Origin of the sequence: Streptomyces sp. NPDC096323, assembly GCF_040302845.1 — a bacterium.
Lineage (GTDB): Bacteria > Actinomycetota > Actinomycetes > Streptomycetales > Streptomycetaceae > Streptomyces.
Map to the genome: position 1 here is coordinate 829,705 of NZ_JBEOSI010000001.1, position 19,306 is coordinate 849,010.

Annotated in this window: 19 protein-coding genes and 1 pseudogene; 7 read left to right on the plus strand and 13 right to left on the minus strand. The window is 71.0% G+C overall.

Annotated features, from left to right (window positions below):
• Window positions 1-35 precede the first annotated feature (35 nt).
• Window positions 36-932: an arginase family protein gene (locus tag ABTX18_RS03630; RefSeq protein ID WP_352121077.1), complete on the minus strand. Its 897-nt coding sequence runs from the start codon at window positions 930-932 to the stop codon at window positions 36-38.
• A gap of 72 nt (window positions 933-1,004) precedes the next feature.
• Between ABTX18_RS03630 and ABTX18_RS03635 the strand changes: the two genes are divergently transcribed.
• Complete coding sequence (locus ABTX18_RS03635) at window positions 1,005-1,358, plus strand: DUF6204 family protein (protein ID WP_352121078.1); 354 nt, start codon at window positions 1,005-1,007, stop codon at window positions 1,356-1,358.
• 14 nt (window positions 1,359-1,372) lie between these two features.
• Window positions 1,373-1,459, plus strand: a pseudogene (locus tag ABTX18_RS03640) (ArsR family transcriptional regulator); the annotation flags it as partial.
• A gap of 22 nt (window positions 1,460-1,481) precedes the next feature.
• Here ABTX18_RS03640 and ABTX18_RS03645 read toward each other — a convergent pair.
• From ABTX18_RS03645 to ABTX18_RS03660, 4 genes are all read right to left on the minus strand, one after another.
• Window positions 1,482-2,156: a HalD/BesD family halogenase gene (locus ABTX18_RS03645; protein ID WP_352121079.1), complete on the minus strand. Its 675-nt coding sequence runs from the start codon at window positions 2,154-2,156 to the stop codon at window positions 1,482-1,484.
• 112 nt (window positions 2,157-2,268) lie between these two features.
• On the minus strand, window positions 2,269-2,616 hold the full coding sequence (locus ABTX18_RS03650) for a hypothetical protein (RefSeq protein ID WP_352121080.1): 348 nt from the start codon (window positions 2,614-2,616) through the stop codon (window positions 2,269-2,271).
• A gap of 224 nt (window positions 2,617-2,840) precedes the next feature.
• Window positions 2,841-3,869: a LacI family DNA-binding transcriptional regulator gene (locus tag ABTX18_RS03655; RefSeq protein WP_352121081.1), complete on the minus strand. Its 1,029-nt coding sequence runs from the start codon at window positions 3,867-3,869 to the stop codon at window positions 2,841-2,843.
• Window positions 3,866-6,265: a glycoside hydrolase family 2 protein gene (locus tag ABTX18_RS03660; RefSeq protein ID WP_352121082.1), complete on the minus strand. Its 2,400-nt coding sequence runs from the start codon at window positions 6,263-6,265 to the stop codon at window positions 3,866-3,868. Before ABTX18_RS03660 ends, ABTX18_RS03655 begins: the two co-directional genes overlap by 4 nt.
• Before the next feature lie 267 nt (window positions 6,266-6,532).
• On the opposite strand from ABTX18_RS03660, the gene ABTX18_RS03665 reads away from it, so the two are divergent.
• From ABTX18_RS03665 to ABTX18_RS03675, 3 genes are all read left to right on the plus strand, one after another.
• The gene (locus ABTX18_RS03665; protein WP_352121083.1) at window positions 6,533-7,852 is read left to right on the plus strand and encodes an extracellular solute-binding protein; all 1,320 of its coding nucleotides are present in this window, start codon (window positions 6,533-6,535) and stop codon (window positions 7,850-7,852) included.
• Window positions 7,853-7,943: 91 nt separating this feature from the next.
• Window positions 7,944-8,915 carry a carbohydrate ABC transporter permease gene (locus tag ABTX18_RS03670; protein WP_352121084.1) on the plus strand — a complete coding sequence of 324 codons (972 nt, stop codon included), beginning with the start codon at window positions 7,944-7,946 and terminating at the stop codon, window positions 8,913-8,915.
• Window positions 8,912-9,844, plus strand: a complete 933-nt coding sequence (locus ABTX18_RS03675; protein ID WP_352121085.1) for a carbohydrate ABC transporter permease — start codon at window positions 8,912-8,914, stop codon at window positions 9,842-9,844. The genes ABTX18_RS03670 and ABTX18_RS03675 overlap by 4 nt, the downstream gene beginning before the upstream one ends.
• 513 nt (window positions 9,845-10,357) lie before the next feature.
• Here the strand turns inward: ABTX18_RS03675 and manA are convergent.
• Complete coding sequence (gene manA / locus ABTX18_RS03680; protein WP_352121086.1) at window positions 10,358-11,542, minus strand: mannose-6-phosphate isomerase, class I; 1,185 nt, start codon at window positions 11,540-11,542, stop codon at window positions 10,358-10,360.
• Between the two features lie 27 nt (window positions 11,543-11,569).
• Window positions 11,570-12,535 (minus strand): ROK family protein, encoded by a 966-nt coding sequence (locus ABTX18_RS03685; protein WP_352121087.1) that lies wholly within the window; start codon window positions 12,533-12,535, stop codon window positions 11,570-11,572.
• A 158-nt stretch (window positions 12,536-12,693) separates the two neighbouring features.
• Between ABTX18_RS03685 and ABTX18_RS03690 the strand changes: the two genes are divergently transcribed.
• Both ABTX18_RS03690 and ABTX18_RS03695 read left to right on the plus strand, forming a co-directional pair.
• Window positions 12,694-14,340: a PucR family transcriptional regulator gene (locus ABTX18_RS03690; protein WP_352121088.1), complete on the plus strand. Its 1,647-nt coding sequence runs from the start codon at window positions 12,694-12,696 to the stop codon at window positions 14,338-14,340.
• Window positions 14,341-14,487: 147 nt separating this feature from the next.
• Window positions 14,488-15,846, plus strand: a complete 1,359-nt coding sequence (locus tag ABTX18_RS03695; protein WP_352121089.1) for a type III PLP-dependent enzyme domain-containing protein — start codon at window positions 14,488-14,490, stop codon at window positions 15,844-15,846.
• A 44-nt stretch (window positions 15,847-15,890) separates the two neighbouring features.
• Here the strand turns inward: ABTX18_RS03695 and ABTX18_RS03700 are convergent, their stop codons facing one another.
• The 6 genes from ABTX18_RS03700 to ABTX18_RS03725 form a co-directional block, all read right to left on the minus strand.
• On the minus strand, window positions 15,891-16,595 hold the full coding sequence (locus ABTX18_RS03700) for a 2-phosphosulfolactate phosphatase (RefSeq protein ID WP_352121090.1): 705 nt from the start codon (window positions 16,593-16,595) through the stop codon (window positions 15,891-15,893).
• A 138-nt stretch (window positions 16,596-16,733) separates the two neighbouring features.
• Entirely contained in the window at window positions 16,734-17,180 is a 447-nt protein-coding gene (locus ABTX18_RS03705) for a hypothetical protein (protein WP_352121091.1), read from the minus strand.
• A gap of 50 nt (window positions 17,181-17,230) precedes the next feature.
• Window positions 17,231-17,638, minus strand: a complete 408-nt coding sequence (locus tag ABTX18_RS03710) for a gas vesicle protein K (protein ID WP_352121092.1) — start codon at window positions 17,636-17,638, stop codon at window positions 17,231-17,233.
• Window positions 17,639-17,711: 73 nt separating this feature from the next.
• Complete coding sequence (locus ABTX18_RS03715; protein ID WP_352121093.1) at window positions 17,712-17,924, minus strand: gas vesicle protein; 213 nt, start codon at window positions 17,922-17,924, stop codon at window positions 17,712-17,714.
• Window positions 17,921-18,769, minus strand: coding sequence for a GvpL/GvpF family gas vesicle protein (locus ABTX18_RS03720; RefSeq protein ID WP_352121094.1), 849 nt, complete (start codon window positions 18,767-18,769; stop codon window positions 17,921-17,923). The genes ABTX18_RS03715 and ABTX18_RS03720 overlap by 4 nt, the downstream gene beginning before the upstream one ends.
• On the minus strand, window positions 18,766-19,254 hold the full coding sequence (locus ABTX18_RS03725; protein WP_352121095.1) for a gas vesicle protein: 489 nt from the start codon (window positions 19,252-19,254) through the stop codon (window positions 18,766-18,768). Before ABTX18_RS03725 ends, ABTX18_RS03720 begins: the two co-directional genes overlap by 4 nt.
• Window positions 19,255-19,306: the final 52 nt, after the last annotated feature.

The following is a 19,306-nucleotide window of genomic DNA, read 5'->3' on the forward strand; positions in this document are numbered from 1 at the left end:
CACGCTGGACGCCGCCCGGACCAGGGCACCGGCCGTCAGACTTCGGCAAAAGCCGCGACGACCAGGCCGGCGAGCAGCGCGCCCGCCGTGCCGTCCGGGTCGAGATCCGGGTCGTAGACCGTGACGTTCAGTCCGACGCAGCGGGGCGAGCGGACCAGTGTCCGCAGCAGGGGGCCGAGTTCGCCGGGGAGCAGTCCGCCGTCGTCGGGGCTGTCGACGGCGGGCATGACCGAGGGGTCGAGCACATCGGCGTCCAGGTGGACCCAGTAGCCGTCGAGCGCCGGGCCCTCCAGGCTCCGCACGACCCCGCCCGCCACGTCTGCGGCGCCCCACTCGCGGATCTCCCCGACGGTCGCCACCGGGATCTTCAACCGGGCGAGTTCGGCGCGGTCCTCGTCGTAGTCGCGGATGCCGAGGACCCGCACGTCCTCGTCCCTGAGGTAGGGCCGCAGCCCCTCCAGGTCTGCGAGGTCGTCCTGCCCCCGGCCGGTGGCGATGGCCAGCTCCTCGCCGGCCGCGGCGCCGATCCGGTCGCTGTTGCCCTCATGGCGGAAGTCCGCGGACCCGTCGACCGACACCAGTGCGTACCGCCCGATCCGGCGCAGGGCGAGCGAGGCACCGAGCTGGATGGAACAGTCGCCGCCCAGGACGAGCGGGAAGTCACCGGCGCGTACGTGGCGCTCGACGCGGTCGGCGAGGGTGCGGGTGTACCGGGCGATCGCGGCGGCGTTGAAGACGCCGTCGCCCTCCTGCCAGCCGCCGATGTCGTAGCGGGGCGGCACGACGACACCGCCTTCCAACGCGCCGAGCCGCTGCAGGATCCGCTGTTCCCGCAGGGCGCCGGCGAGCTTGTAGCAGCCGGGTACGGTGCCGGGCGCGGGCGGCCGGAGGCCGAGGTTGGAGGGGGCGTCGAGCACCACGATATTCCGCATGCGTTCCATCCTGCGCGCCGTAGGGTGGCCGGTCGAACGGTTTACGGAAAGCGACAGGAACGGCGGGTCGGGATGAGTACGCAGCACACGTACCGAGTGATCGTGCGCGGCACGTGGAAAGGGCTGACGGACGAGGCCCGCGAGCGGCTGCTCGCCGAGGTGGAGCAGCACGGTCTGGCCGCGATGCAGTTCAGCGAGGAGGGATCGCTGACGTACGACCGCGTACTGAAGCACTTCAGCTTCCGGTACGTCGTCGTGTCGGACGCCGCGGACGGCGAGGAGATGGCGGCCGCGCTCGCCGAGGAGCGCGCGGAAACGGCGCTGCGGAAGGCCGGTTACGGCCACGGCGACCTCCGGTCCACGGCGACGGACATGGACACCATGAAGATCAACTACAAGGGGCGGCGGGGTCCGGGGGCGGCGTGAGGATCACGGCTACGGCCTCCGACGTCGGCGTCTCCCAGCCGGCGGTGTCCCACCACCCGAAGAAGCTGCGCGAGGCGGGCCTGCTGAACTCCGAGCGGCGATTCCCGGTGATCGGAGCCGTGTTCACCCGTAGAGCTGGTCCGCAGAGTCGGTAGCCGGGCACTCATGGCCTGGGGTGGTGTAGGCGAAGTTCAGAACGATGCGGTGTACTCCCTGCTCGTTGAGAGGAGTGACGCGGTGGGCGGTGAGGTCGCTGCGCAGCAGGTAGGCGTCTCCGGTGCGGTGGTGGACCTGCCGGGTGCCGGGGGCGTCCAAGGCGCTCAGGTCTGCACTTCCGGGTCGGTATTCGAGCAGTCCGCCGCTCTCCGGCTTTGGTGGTGCGTCGATGAACAGCACCAGGGCCAGCGGATGGTCGTCGGTGTGTGCGCCGTGGGTGTCGCCGGGACGGTGCAGGATGTTCAGGACATGCCGTTCCACCGGGTCGTCCACGGGGATGACGTCACAACCGTGGAGAGCGGTGAGCAGGCCCACCAAACCGGTGTCCCGGTAGAGGGCGCTGATCGTCTCGGAGCCTTCGGCGATTTCTTTGCCGCCCAGGGTGGTCATGTGGCGGGGGCTGTCGGCCATGCAGTCCATGTGGAAGTCCCGGCGGGACCCGGTCTCTCGGAGCCGGCCGGTCTCCTCCCGCAGACGGTGCAGCCCCTCCGGGCTCACCAGCCCGGTCAGCGGCACGTAGCCTTCGGCGGCGAAACGATGACGAAGCGGCTCGGTCTTCTCGGGAAGTGTCAGCACAGGCACAGCCCTTCCACCACCAGGACCAGCCGGAAACATGCCGATCCGCCGCCGGACCAACGCCCCCCTTGGTCTCGGGCGGGTCCACGCCCGAGACGCCGCTTTCGGGTTGGCCGGGTCAGCTGAAGATCACGGAGCGCACTTGCAGGCGCTCCGACCCGCCGCCGGTGTACGGGCGCAGAATGAAGTAGGAGTCACCTTCGCAGTCGGCGTTGAGAAACACGGTCGCCGTGGCGTCGGTCCGATTCTTCGGCGAATAGCCGGGGGCCAGGTCGTCGGAGCCGACGCCGGGCAGGTTGATGCACTGCTCACTGGGCGGGTCGTTGAGGAAGCCCACGGCCTCATACCCTTCGTCGGTTGCGTACGTGTAGCGGAACTGGCCCTCGGCGGCGTGGGCCGATGCGGGCAGGGTGACGACGAGCGTGAGCGCGCCGAGGGCGGCGGAGACGCTGTGACGAAGACGCATGGGTGCAAATCCTCCAGAGGCAAGTACGGGTGCGGTACCACGCTGCCCCGACCGACCGCTGTGCCGGCGTGATTGCCACGCGACCGAGGCCGCAGAATCGTTTTCTCCTCACCCGGCCGAGTGCCTCCTCGGCCTCGGCGCCGCCCCCTCCCCCACCGGCAAGCAGCCGAGGCCGTGCCCTCGGACAGGGGGCACGGCCTCGGCCGGACGGCGAACGGGCCGGGCTACTGCTGCGGCGCCGGTGCGGTGGAGCCTCTCGGGGTGAGCGAAGGGGTCGGGACCTGGAGTGCCCCGGTGTGCGTGCCTTCGATCAGCGAGAACAGGGCCCGGGCGACCTCCGCACCGAAGTGGTGGACGTCGTGACTCATGGCCGACAGGGTGGGATGGGTGATCCGGCACAGCTGGGAGTCGTCCCAGGCGAGCAGGGAGAGATCGTCCGGGACGACGAAACCCATCTCCGCCGCGACGCCGGCACCCGCGACCGCCATGATGTCGTTGTCGTAGATGATCGCGGTGGGACGATCCGCCGACAGAAGCAGTGAGCGGGTCGCCCGCGCGCCTTCCCTCTCGTCGAAGCCGGTCGCTATCTGGCGCCCCTCCTCCATCCCGAGTTCACGCACGGTCGCCGCGAAGGCCGCGGTCCTGATCGCGCTGTGACCGAATCCGGCCGGGCCGCCGACCCGCGCCAGCCGCCGGTGCCCGAGGGCGGCCAGATAGCGGACGGCCTCGGCCGTCGCCGTGGCGTCGTCCGTCCACACCGCGGGGAAGGACCCCGTGAGCGACGGGTGCCCGACGGCCACCGCGGGCAGCCCGACGGCCTGCAGTGCCGGGACCCGCGGGTCGTTCTCCTGGAAGTCCACCAGCACCGCGCCGGCGATCGTCTGGCTGCGCCACCACGTCTTGTACAGATCGATCTCTTCGTCGACATCGCGCACCAGCCGCAGGAGCAGCGAGCACGAACGCTCGGCCAGCACGCTTTCGATGCCGGAGATGAAGTCCATGTAGAACGGTTCCAGACCCAGCAGGCGGGCCGGGCGGCACAGGGCGAGGCCGATGATGTCGACTCGCTGGCTGGAGAGGCTGCGAGCCGTCTGGTTCGGTGCCCAGCCCAGGTCCCGGGCGGCTTCGAAGATGCGTTCGCGCGTGGTGTCCGAGACGCCCCGCTTGTGATTGAACGCGAGGGAGACGGCTCCCTTGGACACGCCCGCCCGGGCCGCGACGTCCTTGATGGTGATACGTGCCGGACTGTTCACTCGGTATCCGCGCAGAACAAGGCGGCCCTTACGTCGTCCGCGGTGATCTGGCCGCAGCCGTCGACCCGGATCCTGACCTGCTCGCCGGCCAGCAGCGTGGTGAGGCCGCGGTCGGCCGCGGCATGGGGACCGAGCCGGTCGGCCTGGAGCAAAAGGTCCCTGACGAGGGTGTGCGCGTTGACCACGACGTCGACCTTACCGCCGTTACCCGCAACCGGTTCCACCGCTACGTCGAAGGCCGGGCGCTCATAGGCGAACTCCTTGTCCGGCACAGGGAAATACGTGGCCCGCAGGCCGTCGGCGTCGGCGACCAGGAACTCCTTCGTGGAGCGTTCGGCCGGCACCAGCTCGGACGGAACGGGGAGCCTCGTGACGGAACGCGCCGCGACGGTCACCTCGTGCGTGCTCCGGCCGACGGTCGCACCGCCGGCCTCCAGGCGGTGCAGCGTGACCTCGGTACGCCATGGCGTCGCGGACTGGTTGATGACGGCGAGGACCGGGGCCCCGTCGCCGGGCTGCAGGGTCAGCAGCCGGTCCGCGTAGACCCGGCGCAGCTCGTGGTGGAGCGGCTTGAGACGGCCGTCCCCGTCCACGGCGGCCCAGGAGGTGACCGGCCAGCAGTCGTTGAGCTGCCAGACCACGGTGCCGGCACACACCGGCCAGTGGGAGCGCCAGTGCTCGATGCCGGCGGCCACGGCACGGGCCTGGACGACCTGCGTCAGGTAGTGCCACCGGTCGAAGTCGCCTTCGGGCAGCGCGAAGTGGCGTGCGACTCCGCGGTTCAGCTTGCCGTTGCCGTCCTCGGCCTTCTGGTGGTGCAGCATGCCCGGGGAGTCGGGGGCCAGCTCCTCGCCCGGGAGGGCGCGTCGGAGTGTGGCCATCGTGGGAGGGGCCTGCCAGCCGAACTCGGCGACGAACCGGGGGACGTTCGCGCGGTACTCGGCGTAGTCCTGGCGGTTCCACACCTCCCAGGAGTGGTACGTGCCGTGGTCGGGGTCGTTGGGGTGGTGGTCCCATGATCCGGACCAGGGGCTCCCCGCGGCGTAGTGCCGGGTGGGGTCGAGTTCGGCGACCAGGCGGGGCAGCAGGCCGAGGTAGTAGCCCTCGCCCCAGGAGCCGCCGGCGAGTCCGGACTCCCAGTCCCAGTCGCGGAATCCCCAGAGGTTCTCGTTGTTGCCGTTCCACAGGACCAGGCTGGCGTGCGGCATGAGCCGCACCACGTTGTCCCGGGCCTCGGCCTCGACCTCTCCCCGCAGGGGCTGCTCCTCCGGGTAGGCCGAGCAGGCGAAGAGGAAGTCCTGCCAGACCATCAGCCCGAGTTCGTCGCAGGCGTCGTAGAACGCCTCGTCCTCGTAGATGCCGCCGCCCCAGATGCGTACGAGATCGACGTTGGCGTCGACCGCCTGGCCGAGCCGGGTGCGGTAGCGCTCCGGGGTGACGCGCGAGGGGAACACGTCGTCCGGGATCCAGTTGACGCCGCGGGCGAACACGCGCTCACCGTTGACGACGAGCGTGAACCCGGAGCCCCGCGCGTCGGCGCCGCGGTCCAGTTCGACGGTGCGGAAACCGATGCGCCGGTGCCAGGCGTCCAGCTCTCCCTCCTCGTCGAGGAGGGTGACGTCGAGGTCGTAGAGGGGCTGGTCACCGTAGCCGCGCGGCCACCAGAGCTCGGGCCGGTCGACCGTCAGGCGCAGTACGGCCTCGTCGCCCTCGAATCGGGTCTCCGCTACTTGGCCGGCCACCGTGGCCCGCGCCAGCAGAACGGCGCCCGCCCCCCGGGCGGTGCGCTCCACCTGCACCCTGACCTCGACGTTCCCCGTGGTTTCATCGACGGTGACCAGCGGACGGACGGACGCGAGGCGCGCCCTCGACCAGTGTTCCAGCCGTACGGGCCGCCAGATTCCGGCGGTGACGAGGGTCGGGCCCCAGTCCCAGCCGAAGCTACTGGCCATCTTGCGGATGTACTGGAAGGGCTCGGGATACACATTGGGCCGGTCACCGGTGACCGCGCGCACCGCCTCGGCCTCGTCGTAGGCGGAGGAGAAATGCACCTCCAGCGGGCCGGTCAGCCCCGTGACGTCGAACCGGTAGGTGCGGTGCATGTTCCGGGTCGTCCCCACCTCCCGGCCGGCGAAGGTGATCCGGGCGGCGGTGTCCAGGCCCTCGAAGACGAGGTCGGTGCGCTCGTGCCCGCTGTCGTGGGAGACGTCGGTGCGATAGGTCCACGCGCGTCGGCCGACCCAGGCGACCTCGGTCTCGTTGAGTTCGAGGAACGGGTCCGGGATGACTCCGGCGGCGAGCAGATCGGTATGGACGCAGCCGGGCACCTGGGCCGGCAGCCGGTCCTGTCCGTGACGCAGGCTCCAGCCTTCGGTGAGAGGGGTGACGTCCTTCATGTGCGGCTCCAATCGCCCGGTACGCGCGCTGGCAGTTGTATGACGCCGCACAACTTAGCCGCTCAATCGATCACTGTCTATAAACCGGTCTAGTCACGAGCTTGTAACGCTACGAACATGCTCCAGGGCCTCCACCTGCACCAACGCGTCACCTGGTAACGATTAGGCATCGTCATGGAAATCAGAGCTTTACCGGTTCACACACGTCCTGTCATAGTGCCAACATCCCACCGCAGACCTGAGCCGCCATCTGAAGGAGTTGGGCACATGGGGAAGACCAAGACGCTCGCAGGTGCATTTCTGGCCCTCGCGACACTGACCGTCACCGGCTGCAGCGGCGGAGGGGCGCCGTCGACCGAAACGGCCGCGGCCCCCACCGACCCGAGCAAGGCAACCGGCACCATCACGGTCCTGACCCAGCGGACGGACCTGGTCCAGAGCGGGGCCATGGCCGCCTATGCGGCGGAGTTCAACAAGATCTACCCCAAGGTCAAGGTGAAGTTCGAGGGCCTGACCGACTACGAGGGCGAAGTCAAGATCCGGATGAACACCGAGGACTACGGCGACGTCCTCATGATCCCGGCCGCGGTCTCCAAGAACGACTACCCCAAGTTCTTCGCCCCGCTGGGCGCGTCGATCGAGATGGCGGACAAGTACCGCTTCACCGACAAGACGACCGTCGGCAGCAAGGCGTACGGCATCGCCCAGTTCGGCACCGCCAACGGCTTCGTCTACAACAAGGCCCTCTGGAAGAAGGCCGGCATCACCGACTGGCCGGCCTCGCCGGAGGAGTTCCTCGCGGACCTCAAGGCGATCAAGTCGAAGACCGGCGCGACCCCCTACTACACCAACTTCAAGGACGGCTGGCCGCTGGTCCAGTGGACGAGCAACGTCGGCTCGGTCACCTGCAGCGAAGAGGCCTCCAACAAGCTCGCCGGCCCGGTCTCGCCGTGGAAGTCCGGCAGCGAGCTCCAGGTGATCGACTCCCTGCTGTACGACATCGTCAAGGACGGTCTCTCCGAGAAGGACCCCAGCACCACCAACTGGGAAGCCTCGAAGAGCAAGCTCGCCAAGGGCGAGATCGGCACCATGATGCTCGGCTCGTGGTCGATCACCCAGATGAAGGACGCCGCCGAGAAGGCGGGGAAGAACCCCGACGACATCGCCTTCATGCCCGTGCCCGTACAGCGGGAGAACGGACAGTGCGCCACCCTGGTCTCGGACTACCAGCAGGCCATCAACGCGCACTCCGACCACAAGGAAGCGGCCCGGGCCTGGATCGACTGGTTCACCGAGAAGTCCGGCTACTCCGCCAAGGAGGGAGCCGTCCCCACGCTGAAGTCGGCCCCCATGCCGGCCACCCTGAAGGAATTCGTTGACAACGATGTCACGTTCGTGGAGCGTTCGGAGAGCAAGACCGGCGAGGTCAACGACATCGACAACGCCGCAGAGATCGGGCTCAACAAGCCCGACTACCGCCAGAAGCTGATCGACATCGCCCGCGGAGCCCAGAAGGGCAGCCTCGAGGACTACTTCACCGAGCTCGACAAGAAGTGGGACGAGGCAGCGAAGACCGCCGGCTCCTGACCCGGTGAGGGGGCCCCGGCCGCACGACACCGGCCGGGGCCCCGCCCTCCCGCGCACACGGGATGACGACGCGGACGACGAAAGGCCCGATATGACCCAGACGACCGAGGTGGCGAGCGTGAAGACGCACCGTGCAGCGCCCTCACGTCGCAAGACCACACAGAGCGGTGCCGGCCCGCAAGGACGCAGGACGTGGGGACAACTGCTCCGCCGCGCGACCCCCTGGCTCTTCCTGGCGGCGCCGCTGGTCCTGCTGATCACGTTCACCTACGTACCTGTGGGGAACATGATCTATTACAGCTTCACGGACTGGGACGGAATCAGCCCGGACCGGAACTTCACCGGAGTGGACAACTACGTCCAGATCTTCACCCGGCCCGAGCTCTTCCGGGTGTTCTTCGTGAGCTTCTACTACCTGGCCGCCTCCGGGGTCCAGATCGTCATCGCGCTGTACTTCGCCACGGTGCTCAGTTTCGATCTGCGGTTCCGCAACCTGTTCAAGGGCCTGCTCTTCTTCCCCTACCTCATCAACGGCGTGGCCATCGGATTCGTCTTCCTGTACTTCTTCCAGGACGGCGGCACGCTGGACTCCGTGCTGTCCTGGTTCGGGTCGGGGACCGACCACGCCTGGCTGGGCGACCCGGCATCCGCCAACACCTCGCTCGCCGGCGTCTCCGTCTGGCGCTTCACCGGCCTGAACTTCGTCCTGTTCCTCGGCGCCATCCAGTCGATCCCCGGCGAGCTCTACGAGGCGGCCCAACTGGACGGGGCGACACGGTGGCAGCAGTTCCGGCACATCATCGCCCCGAGCATCAGGCCCGTACTGAGCCTGAGCATCATCCTTGCGATCTCCGGATCGCTCGCCGTCTTCGAGATCCCCTGGATCATGACCAGCGGTGCGACCGGCACCTCGACGTTCGTCATCCAGACGGTGAAGCTCGCGTTCCAGTTCAACAAGACCGGTCTGGCGTCGGCGGCCGCCGTGGTGCTGCTGCTGATCATTCTGCTGATCACCTGGATCCAGCGCCGGCTCGTGCCCGACGAAAAGGTGGACCTCGTATGACCACGGCCCCGCAGCCCGCCGCGCCCGCCCGTCCGGCGGCCGGCCGTTCCGTGCCCGGCCGTTCCGTGCCCGGCCGCTCCGTGCCCGGTCCCCGACAGGTCCGCGGCCGCGGCCGCGTCGGTCAGACCTTCGTCTACGTCTCGCTCGTCATCGCCTCGCTGGTGGTGCTCCTCCCGCTCGCCGTCGTCTTTCTCACCTCCCTCAAGACGTCCGAGGAGGCCACGGACGGCGGTGCGCTGTCCCTGCCGGGCAACTGGCTGAACTTCGGCAACTACGCCACCGCGTTCTCCGACGGCCACATGCTGACGGCCTTCGGCAACACCGCGTTCATCCTGCTGTTCTCGATCACCGGCACCGTGATCATCGGCTCGATGACCGCGTACGCCATCGACCGCTTCCACTTCCGGGCCAAGAAGCTGATCATGGCCCTCTTCCTGATCGCCACGCTCGTGCCCGGCGTCACCACACAGGTCGCCACCTTCCAGGTCGTCAACAGCTTCGGGCTGTTCGACACCCGGTGGGCCCCGATCCTGCTCTACATGGGCACGGACATCGTGTCGATCTACATCTTCCTGCAGTTCATCCGCGGCATCCCCGTGTCCCTCGACGAAGCCGCGCGGCTGGACGGGGCGAACTCCTTCACGATCTACCGCAAGATCATCTTCCCGCTGCTCAAGCCGGCGATCGCGACCGTAGTGATCATCAAGGGGATCACCGTCTACAACGACTTCTACATCCCCTTCCTCTACATGCCCTCCCAGGAACTCGGCACGGTCTCCACCGCCCTGTTCCGGTTCAAGGGACCGTTCGGAGCGCACTGGGAAAACATCTCGGCGGGGGCGGTGCTGGTCATCGTCCCGACGCTGGTCATCTTCCTGTTCCTGCAGCGGTACATCTATAACGGGTTCGCCCAGGGAGCGACGAAGTAGGGGCGGGGGGGTTCCGTCCTCAATCGCCGGACAGGCTTGTGTGCGGGTCCCCTCGCGGGGTGCGGGTGCGCCATGCCGGTGGGTGGGGGTGGGGTCCCTCCGGGGCGTCTCCTCAGAAATGGCGTGTTCACCCGGGTCCGAGAGGGACCCGGGTCGTACGCCATGTCCTGCGGGGACTCCCCTGCACGCCCCCACCCAGCCGTCCTTGCGTGTGAACGCCGGCGATACGACTGCCGCAGACGCCAGACGGCCGGGGCCGGGGGCGTGCAGGGGAGTCCCCGCAGGACGACGAACATCGACCCGGGTCCGCTGCGTACCCGCGGAGCGTTCGTCGTCCGAGGAGACGCCCCGGAGGGGCCCCGGACCCCCACCCACGGGGTAAAGGCGCCCGCACCCTGCGGAGGCACCCGCACCAACCAAGCCCGTCATGGGGGTGCCCCCATGCCCTTAAGGCTATGGGGGAGATTGAGGACAAAGACCCGCGCCCCGGAAGGGGCAAGCGGAGCGAACCGGTTAAGTTCGGGCCCCTTCGGGCCCGACCGTCGCGCGGAAGACCTCGCCGTCCCCGGAGACAGTCAACCGTTCCCCGGCCGGGGCGTACGCCGAGTCGCCCGGCTGCAGGGTGAGCGTCCCGGACGGGCTGGTCAGGCGGATCCGTCCCCGCGTGCAGACGAGGATCTGCGGAGCGCTCGCGTCCAGGTCCGCACCAGGGCGGCGGATGCGGGAGAGGCGGAAGTCGTCCACCGGGGCGGGGTAGACCTCCTCACCCCCGCGCGCGGTAGGCCGCAGGATGCGTACGGGAGCAGCGGTGAACCTCACCACGCGCAGGAGTTCCTCCGCGTCCACGTGCTTCGTGGTGAGGCCGCACCTGAGGACGTTGTCCGAGGCCGCCATGAGTTCGACGCCCAGTCCGTGCAGGTAGGCGTGCGGGACGCCGGCGCCGAGGAACAGCCCTTCGCCCGGGGCGAGCCGCACATGATGCAGCATCAGGGCGGCCAGGAGCCCGCCGTCACCCGGATGGGCCCGGGACACGGCCTCGTAGGCCTCGAAGGCGGACCGGTGCGGCCCCGCACTCCGCGCCGCGCGGGCCACCGCCGTGGTCACCGCGTCGATCAGGTCGGGGGAGGCGGCGAGGAAGGCGGAGAACACCGCACGCAGGGCGGATTCCTCGGGCTCCGCGCGGAGGGCCGCGGCGTGGTGGGCGAGTTCGGGCAGGCCGAGGGCGTCGAGCAGGTCGGCGCATTGCGCGGGCGGCCGGAAGCCGCAGAGCCCGTCGAAGGGGCTGAGGGCCACGATCATCTCGGGCTTGTGGTTGTCGTCCCGGTAGTTGCGGTGCGGGGCGACGAGCGGGACGCCCTGGGCTTCCTCGATCTTGAAGCCGATGGCCGCCTGGGCCAGGTCCGGGTGGACCTGGAGCGAGAGTGGGGAGTCGGCGGCGAGGAGTTTGAGGAGGAACGGGAGGCGGGGCCCGAACCTGCGGAGCGTCGCCTCCCCCAGTTCGGCGGCCGGTGCCGCCTCGATGAGCGCGTCGAGCGGTTCGGGTCCGGAGCCGCGGTGGACCCGCGACGGGGCCGACGGGTGCGCGCCCATCCACAGCTCCGCCCGGGGCGTGCCGTCGGGCTCCGTCCCCGTCAGGGCGGGCAGTGCGGTGGTGGAACCCCAGGCGTAGGGGCGGATGGTGTTGACGAGCTGGTCCACGGGTGGTTCCTTCCGGCCGGCGACGGGTCAGGAGTGCAGGGCCGGTTCGGGCCGGGTACGGGCGCCGAGCCGCGCGGAGGCGGTGGCCGCGGCTCCGATGAGTCCCGCGTCCTGGGCGAGGCCTGTGGGCACGATGGAGATGCCGCGTGTGAAGTCGAGTACGGCGTAGTCGTCCATGCACCGCCGGAGGGGAACGAAGAGGACGTCACCGGCCTGAGCGACACCGCCCCCGATGACGACGCGTTCCAGCTCGACGAGGGCGGCGGTCGCCGCGATGCCGGCGGCCAGGGCCCGGGCGGCCCTGTCGTAGGCCGCGAGCGCGCGGTCGTCGCCGGACCGGGCCGCTTCGGCGACCGCGGCCGCGTTCGGCGCGACGCCGGAAGGGGCCGTCCATCCGAGCGCGCGGGCGTGGGCGGCGATGGCCGTGCCGCTGGCGAGGCTCTCGACGCAGCCCGGTGCGCCGCAGGCGCAGCGGGAGCCGGCGAGGTCGACGGTGATGTGGCCGATGTGCCCGGCGTTGCCCGTGCGCCCCGCGTGGACTTTTCCGTCGAGGATCAGCCCGCCCCCGACCCCGGTGGAGACCACCATGCAGAGCGCGTTGTCGATTCCGCGTGCGGCGCCGAGCCAGTGCTCGGCGGCCGTCATGGCGACAGCGTCCCCGACCAGCACGGGAAGGATTCCGAGCGGCAGTTTCGCATGCGTCCGTACGAGTTCGACGAGCGGGAAGCTCCGCCAGCCGGGAATGTTCACCGGGCTGACCGTGCCGGCAACGGTGTCGACCGGGCCGGCGCTGGCGACGCCCAGGCAGGTCAGTTCCTCCCAGGCGGGGTGGGCCGCCAGTTCGTCCAGCACCGCCATCACGGCCGCCGCCAGTTCGGCGGCGGGCCGGGTGGCCGGTGTCGCGCACTGGGCCCGTGCGACGAGGCGGCCCTGCTCGTCGACGAGCGCGCCCGCGATCTTGGTCCCGCCTATGTCGAGTGCTCCGTACACCATCAAGGTTCTGCCCTTTCCTGAAGGGGCGCCCGATCGCCCCGAGCCGATACTCTGCCCGGATCTGACAACGTTGTCTAGCTCGTCCGGTTTATCACAGTAATGGTTTAGCAAAGGGCCCTTGGCTTTCTGTGTACCGGCCGGGCGGCGAGGATGGGCGGATGCGCATCCCCGAATCGGAACGGCCCCCGACCGGCCCCACGCTTGAGCAGCTCCTCGCGCTGATCGCCACGGGGACGCTCGACGTCGTCGCCGCCCCGTGCGGCACCGGGATGCCCGTGTCCGACGTGGTCCTGCACGACCCCGGCGAGGAGAGGGACGAAGAGGCGTGGGCGGCCACCGGGCTGATCCTGCTCGCGGTCGGCGTGGAGGTCTCCTCGCCCGAGGCGGTCGACGTGCTGTGCGCGGCGGACCGCGCCGGGGCCGCGGCCGTGGTGATGCGGCGCGGTGCCCGGGGTCCGCGGGCGGCCCTTCTGGAGGCGGCGGAGCGGGGACGTACGGCGTTGCTGACCCGGCCGCCCGCCCAGGGCTGGACCGAGGTGCTCGGCCGGTTGCGTACGGCGCTGGCGCACAGCGTTCCGGGCGGATCCGGGGGCGCGGCCGGGGTGGACGGGCTGCCGCTGGGCGATCTGCCGGGCCTGGCCAACACCGTGGCGGACCTCGTCGGCGGCGCCATCACGATCGAGGATCCGCAGTCGCGGGTGCTGGCCTACTCGCGCATGGAGCACGAGCCCGATCCGATGCGCAGACTCACGATCCTCGGGCAGGAGGTGCCCCGCTGGCGGGTCGTCGAACTGCGGGAGAGCGGCTTCTTCCAGGCGTTGTGGAACACCGACGACGTGGTGCGGCTCCCCGCCGACGAGCGCTACGCGGAGCGGCTGGCGGTCGCGGTGCGCCACGGGTCGGAGGTGCTCGGCTCGATCTGGGCCGCCGCCGACGGGCGGCCGCTGGCCGAGGACGCCGTGGCGGCGCTGCGGACGGCGGGCCGCGCGGCCGTCCCGCACCTGTCGCATCACCGGACGTGGGGCCGGGCCGCGGCCCTGGCCCGTGAGGGGGCGGTGCACGCGCTCCTGGCGGGCAGCGTCCAGGCCGCGCACGACGTCGGAATCGTACGGGGCCGGCCGTACGCCGTGATGGTGGCGGAGGCGTACGACGGCCGGGAGCCCGCACCGGGTGAGGTCGGGGACCGGGTGCTCGACGTCCTCGCGCTGCAGGCCGCCGCCTACCGTCCGGGGTGCGTGACGGCACGGTCGGGGCAGCGGCTGTACGCCCTGGTGCCGGCCGCGGACGAGGAGACGGACCCCGCGCGCACGCTGCTGGCCGCGGCCCGTTCGGTGCCGCGAGGCGTGGTCTTCGCCGGTGCCGGCCCCGTGGTGACGGACCTGGCGGAGCTGCCCGCCTCCCGTGACGCCGCGGAGCTGGTGGTACGGGTGCTGCGGGACCGGGCCGCGCACCTGCCCGCCTCGGGGACCGGGTCGGCGGTGGCGTCGTACGCGGAGGTGGCGTCCGAGGCTGCGGTCCTGCGGCTGCTCGACTGCGTGGAGCCCTTGTGGGGGACGCTGTCGGGGCCGGTGCACGCGATGCTGGAGCACGACCGGGCTCACGGGTCGCGGTACGGCGCGTCGGTCGCCGCGCACCTCGACGCCTTCGGTGACACGGCCGCCGCAGCGGAGCGCCTCCATGTGCACCCCAACACCCTGCGGTACCGGCTGCGGCGGGCCCGGGAGCTGTTCGGCGTGGACCTGGCCGACCCCGCCGTGCGGCTCCTCGCGGACATCGGACTGCGGCTGGGGCGCGCCCGGCCCTGATCCGCTTGATCCTTTATCTGTGCAACCGGACAAAGTGACCGACTGTTGCTGGTGGTGGGCGATGAAGACATGCCGGGCCCCGTACCCCGAAGCTGGGCACAACGGCCCGCAGCCCGGGTGCCCGATCCACGAGGAGTGTGGTCCCAGGTGACGTACGGTTCAGCCCTTCAGCGCGAGCGCGCCCGCGAGGCGGCCCTCGCCCATGCCGTCGACGACGGGCTGCTCGGCCCCGGTTCGCCCTTGGTCGGCCTCCTCGACGTCGACGGCGTGCTGGCCGCGGTGAACGCGCTCAACGAGGCGTTCGAGGGGCCGGCCACGGTCCACCACACGTTCGCGGCCAAGGCCTGCGGGCTGGTGCCCGTGCTGCGGCTGCTCTCCGAGGCGGGGATGGGCTGCGAAGTGGCCTCGCCGGGCGAGCTGGAACAGGCACTCGCGGCGGGCTTCAGCCCTGGCCGGCTGGTCTTCGACAGCCCCGCGAAGACGGTCGAGGAACTGGCGTTCGCACTCGACCACGGCGTCGCGATCAATGTGGACAACTTCCAGGAACTGGAGCGCGTCGACCGCCTGCTGGCCGGCCGAGAGCCTTTCGGACCCGTTGGTCTCCGGGTGAACCCCCAGGTCGGCGCCGGTGCCATCGGGGCGATGAGCACGGCGACCGCGACGTCCAAATTCGGCGTCGCCCTCCGCGATCCCGGAGCCGTCGACGCGGTGATCGACGCCTTCGCCCGGCGCCCCTGGCTCACCCGCCTGCACGCGCACGTCGGCTCCCAGGGCTGCCCGCTGCCCCTCATCGCCCAGGGGGTCAGCGCCGCGTACGAGCTCGCGGAGCGGATCAACCGCCGGCTGGGGCATGCCCGGATCACCGGCCTGGACATCGGCGGCGGACTGCCCGTCAACTTCGACAGCGAGGACGACCGCCCCACGTACGCCGACTACGTCGCCGAACTGCGCGGCGCCGCCCCCGGGCTCTTCGACGGCCGCTACGCCCTGGTCACCGAGTTCGGCCGCTCGCTGCTGGCGAAGAGCGGCACCATCGGCTCGATCGTCGAGTACACCAAGTCGGCCGGCGGCCGACGGATCGCCGTCACGCACGCCGGGGCCCAGGTGGCCACCCGTACCGTGTTCATGCCGGACGCCTGGCCGCTGCGCGTCGGCGTGTTCGACCCCACGGGCCGTCCCAAGGAGGGGCCGCTCCAGGTCGTGGACATCGCGGGGCCGTGCTGCTTCGCGGGAGACCTGACGGCGACGGCCCGCGAACTCCCGGCGATCAGTCCGGGGGATGTGGTGGCGCTGTACGACACCGGGGCGTATTACTTCTCCTCGCACTTCTCGTACAACTCCCTTCCCAGACCTGCCGTGTACGGCTATCGCACAGATGCTTCCGGGCAGATCCGCCTCGCCCTGGTCCGCGAGGCCCAGACCGTGCGTGAAGTCGTCGAGGAGAGCGGCCTCTCCCACGCGGACGCGCTCGTCGCGCTGTGCGCGGAGGGGCCCCGAGGTTCTTGAGGCCGCGGCCGGACCGCGCGGCAGGGAAGCGCCGGCCCCACCGGCTACCCGACCGGATCGTCGCCGGTCGGCGCAGGCATCGGGTGCGGTCGCAGGACCATGAGGGGGCCTTCCGAGGTCGCCACCATGGCGAAGGGGAACCGGTCGAGCTCCAGGCAGAGCGCGACGTCGTCGGGGTGGACTCCTTGCCGCACACCCTCCGCCAGCTCGGACGCGGCGCGGGAGGCGGCCCCGCGGCGGAGGAACTCGGCAGCGTCCGTCGCCGCCCCGGTGGCCCTTCCGGCGATGTACTGGGCGCACGCCAGGTCCTCGTCGGCCGTTCCGTCCTCGCCGGTGACGAGGAACGTGACGTGGTCGCTCCCGCGGTCCCGCAGGAGCCGGGCCGTTGCCTCCGCGACCACGAAGCCGGCGCACAGCACCAGTTGGGCCTCCTTGACCGCGAGAGCGCCGACCGTCCCGGCCGTGGTCTTCTGGACCACGGTCCGACCGCCGAGCTCGGCGGACCGCAGCAGGCCCGGCGAGTTGACGGCGTCGAACCCGGGCGCGGGCGGGCCGTCCTTGAGTGCCACCCAGTCCGGGTGGAGCACCTTGAGAGCCAGGGCTTCGTCCAGTGACGCGGCGAGGACGATCTTCTCGGCGCCCCGGGCAAACGCCCAGGCGGCGACGGTGTACGCACGCATGACGTCGACCACGACCGCCACCGACGGGACTTCGGCCAGATCAGGTATTCCGAGGAAACGAGTGTTCATTCCGGTCATGATCACGCATGCCCGGCCGCAGTGCACCGATGTCCGCCCCTGACCTGCCGCCCGCGCCGGTTCTCCCGGCGCGGGCGGCGGCGTGGGCGGTGCGGTCACGTCACACGGCAGCGGTTCGCTTGCCCGCGATCAGATCCTGCCGCGCGCCAGCCGGGTCAGAGGGCCCGTCGGCGGCTTGGCGGTCGACCGCCCGATCGCGAAGGCCGCTCCGGCGACACCGGCGACGCCTGCCGCGGCTCCGGCCGCCACTGCCCTCCGGTGCTTGATGACGGTCCAGGCCGTGGTGGCGGCGCCCGCCGCCTTGGCGGCGTTGGCCGTCACCGCGTGCCGGCCGTGCTCGAGGCCGGTGGCCGCGGCACGCCCGATGCGCCGGGTCGACTCCCCGGTCGCCCGCATGCCGTCCGAGGCCGCGTTCTTGGCGCCCCCGGCCGCCGACTGCGCCTGGTCGGCCTGCTCGCCGACAGCCGCGGTGCCTGCACCGGCCGACTTCCGGGTCGAGGCCGCCGCCTTGCGGGCGGTGGTGGTCCTGCCCTTGCTCGGAGTGGAGTTCTTGGTGTCCTTGCTTTCAGCAGTCATGGCCTTCCTCCTTGCCTCGGGTGATGCGATGAAACCTTGGCCGGAACCGCTCAGCCGCCGTTCTGCGGAAGCAGCGAGCCGAGCGGCCCCAGGTCGAGATTGAGGTCGTCCATCGTCAGGTCGTAGCGGTCGCACAGCTCCGTCATGCGTTCATGCAGGACCATCAGCGTCATGCCGATCCGCTCCTCCTGCGCTTCGCTCAGGTCGCCCTGGTCGACCCGGTGGATCGCGGTACGTTCCATGAGCTGGCGCAGCAGTTCGACGATGGTGAGCACCAGCTTCATGAGGTCCCTCTCCACCGTGTCCGGGTCGGTGTGCAGCCGCTGGGCCGCCGCGGAGGGGCAGCGCTCGTCCGATGGTGCGGGGCTCAGCCCGAACGCCCGGGCCGCCGCGTGCGCCACGTCTTCCGCTGCGGCGGAGGTGCCCGTAGCACCTCGTGCGTGATCGGGGCCGGTCATCGCGTCCTCCTCTCCCTGGTGCCGCTGGCGGTGGCCGGGTTGCTGCGGTCCCGTACGAGAGCGGGCCGTGGGCTCACCACGGAGCCGGCTCCTCGCCCGTGACCGACCTGATCACCGCGCGAAGGCTGACGTGGACGAGATCCACATCGGCGATGGACAGCACCAGGTCGCCGGTGAGTACCGCCCCACCGTTCAGCAGGCGGTCCAGCAGGTCGATCAGCGCGACGGGCGGGCCGCTTCGGGGGCCCGCCTCGCCGAGGACGCCGCCCGCGAGGTCCGTGGTCATCGCGCCCCGCCGCCGTCCGTGTCCTGCGCCGCCACGGCGGTGGCGAACGAGTAGGGCGCCCACGGCCCGGTCACCTCGACCGATACCCCGGGGGCGCCGTCGGCAAGCGCGGAGAGCTCCTGGCGCAGCCGCTCCATGTGCTCCCGGGGGACGAGATAGGCCTCGTTGGCCACGTTCACCCCCGGACGGGAGGCGAGCTGCCCCTGCTGCGGACGGTGGACCGCCCGCTCCGTGGCCAGGCTCTCCGCCACCCGCGCGGCACGGGCGGCCAGGTCGGATGCCGCCCGGTAGGCGTCCTGGCTGCTGTGCTGCTGCGCCCGGCGCTGCCGCAGATAGGCGCGGCCCGCCCCGGCGCCCGCGGACGCTCCGGCGGACGGCTCCGGCGCGGCGGCCGTGCGGGGATCGGCGTACACCTTCACCCCCAGCTCGACCTGACCCTCCAGTCGGCCCAACAGCTCCTGGAACTCGCCGTGTTGCCGGACCAGCATGTCGGCCACCCGGGCGTCGTCCAGGTAGACCGTGGCCAGCCGCATCGGAAGGACCGACGTCTCGGCGAACGCGGCGTCCACCACGGCGTGGTGGACGCGGGCGACCGCTTCGAGCCTGTCCAGGTCCTCCATCTGTGCGGTGAGGCCCCGCTCGCTGAAGGTGTCCGACGGGACGCCCGAGACCAGCGCGCACAGCCCTCCCCCGCCGACCGGGCGCAGGGGCCGCCCGTCCACGCCCGGCAGCCGGGCGGCCAGCCCGTGGAGGGCGGGGGTGTCACGGCCGACGGCGTAGACGTACGTCACGTCCTCGACGTCCGGGTCCGTGAAACCGGCGGGCGGGTTCGGTCGGGAGCTCATCGTTCCTCCTCCTGGTGGGCCGGAGCGGCCTGCCTTTCGGCGTCCGCGGGCCCCGGGAGCCCGGCGGCCGATCGCAGACGGGCCAGCTCGGCGCGCAGCTGCTCGTTCTCCTCGGCGAGGGCGTCGTTCGATGAGCCGGACCGGGTGTCGCCCGACGAGCCGGTCAGGGCGTCGGCCTCGCGCGGTGCGGGTGCCTCCTCCGTCTCGCGGGCCGGGCGGGCCCGTGAGGAGAGGGAGGGATCGTGCTCCCACCAGTCGATGCCCATTTCCTTGGCCTTGTCGACGGAGGCGACGAGCAGGCGGAGTTTGATGGTGAGCAGCTCGATGTCGAGCAGGTTGATCTGGATGTCACCGGCGATGACGATGCCCTTGTCCAGGACCCGTTCCAGGATGTCGGCGAGGTTGGCCGACCCGCCCTGCTGCCCGTACGCCGGGGCGCCGGCCCGCGGCGTGGCGGGCAGCCGGCCGGCGAGTGAATCGGTCACGACGTCTCACGCCTTTCCGTGGTCTGGGTGCGGATCCGTGCGCGGTGCTCGT

Coding starts and splice junctions, on each gene's coding strand:
- ABTX18_RS03665 (WP_352121083.1), top strand. CDS start 6,533: ATGGGGAAGACCAAGACGCTCGCAGGTGCATTTCTGGCCCTCGCGACA.
- ABTX18_RS03720 (WP_352121094.1), bottom strand. CDS start 18,769: ATGAGCTCCCGACCGAACCCGCCCGCCGGTTTCACGGACCCGGACGTC.
- ABTX18_RS03630 (WP_352121077.1), bottom strand. CDS start 932: ATGCGGAATATCGTGGTGCTCGACGCCCCCTCCAACCTCGGCCTCCGG.
- ABTX18_RS03660 (WP_352121082.1), bottom strand. CDS start 6,265: ATGAAGGACGTCACCCCTCTCACCGAAGGCTGGAGCCTGCGTCACGGA.
- ABTX18_RS03700 (WP_352121090.1), bottom strand. CDS start 16,595: ATGAACACTCGTTTCCTCGGAATACCTGATCTGGCCGAAGTCCCGTCG.
- ABTX18_RS03710 (WP_352121092.1), bottom strand. CDS start 17,638: ATGACCGGCCCCGATCACGCACGAGGTGCTACGGGCACCTCCGCCGCA.
- ABTX18_RS03635 (WP_352121078.1), top strand. CDS start 1,005: ATGAGTACGCAGCACACGTACCGAGTGATCGTGCGCGGCACGTGGAAA.
- ABTX18_RS03670 (WP_352121084.1), top strand. CDS start 7,944: ATGACCCAGACGACCGAGGTGGCGAGCGTGAAGACGCACCGTGCAGCG.
- ABTX18_RS03675 (WP_352121085.1), top strand. CDS start 8,912: ATGACCACGGCCCCGCAGCCCGCCGCGCCCGCCCGTCCGGCGGCCGGC.
- ABTX18_RS03690 (WP_352121088.1), top strand. CDS start 12,694: ATGCGCATCCCCGAATCGGAACGGCCCCCGACCGGCCCCACGCTTGAG.
- ABTX18_RS03705 (WP_352121091.1), bottom strand. CDS start 17,180: ATGACTGCTGAAAGCAAGGACACCAAGAACTCCACTCCGAGCAAGGGC.
- ABTX18_RS03715 (WP_352121093.1), bottom strand. CDS start 17,924: ATGACCACGGACCTCGCGGGCGGCGTCCTCGGCGAGGCGGGCCCCCGA.
- ABTX18_RS03685 (WP_352121087.1), bottom strand. CDS start 12,535: ATGGTGTACGGAGCACTCGACATAGGCGGGACCAAGATCGCGGGCGCG.
- ABTX18_RS03650 (WP_352121080.1), bottom strand. CDS start 2,616: ATGCGTCTTCGTCACAGCGTCTCCGCCGCCCTCGGCGCGCTCACGCTC.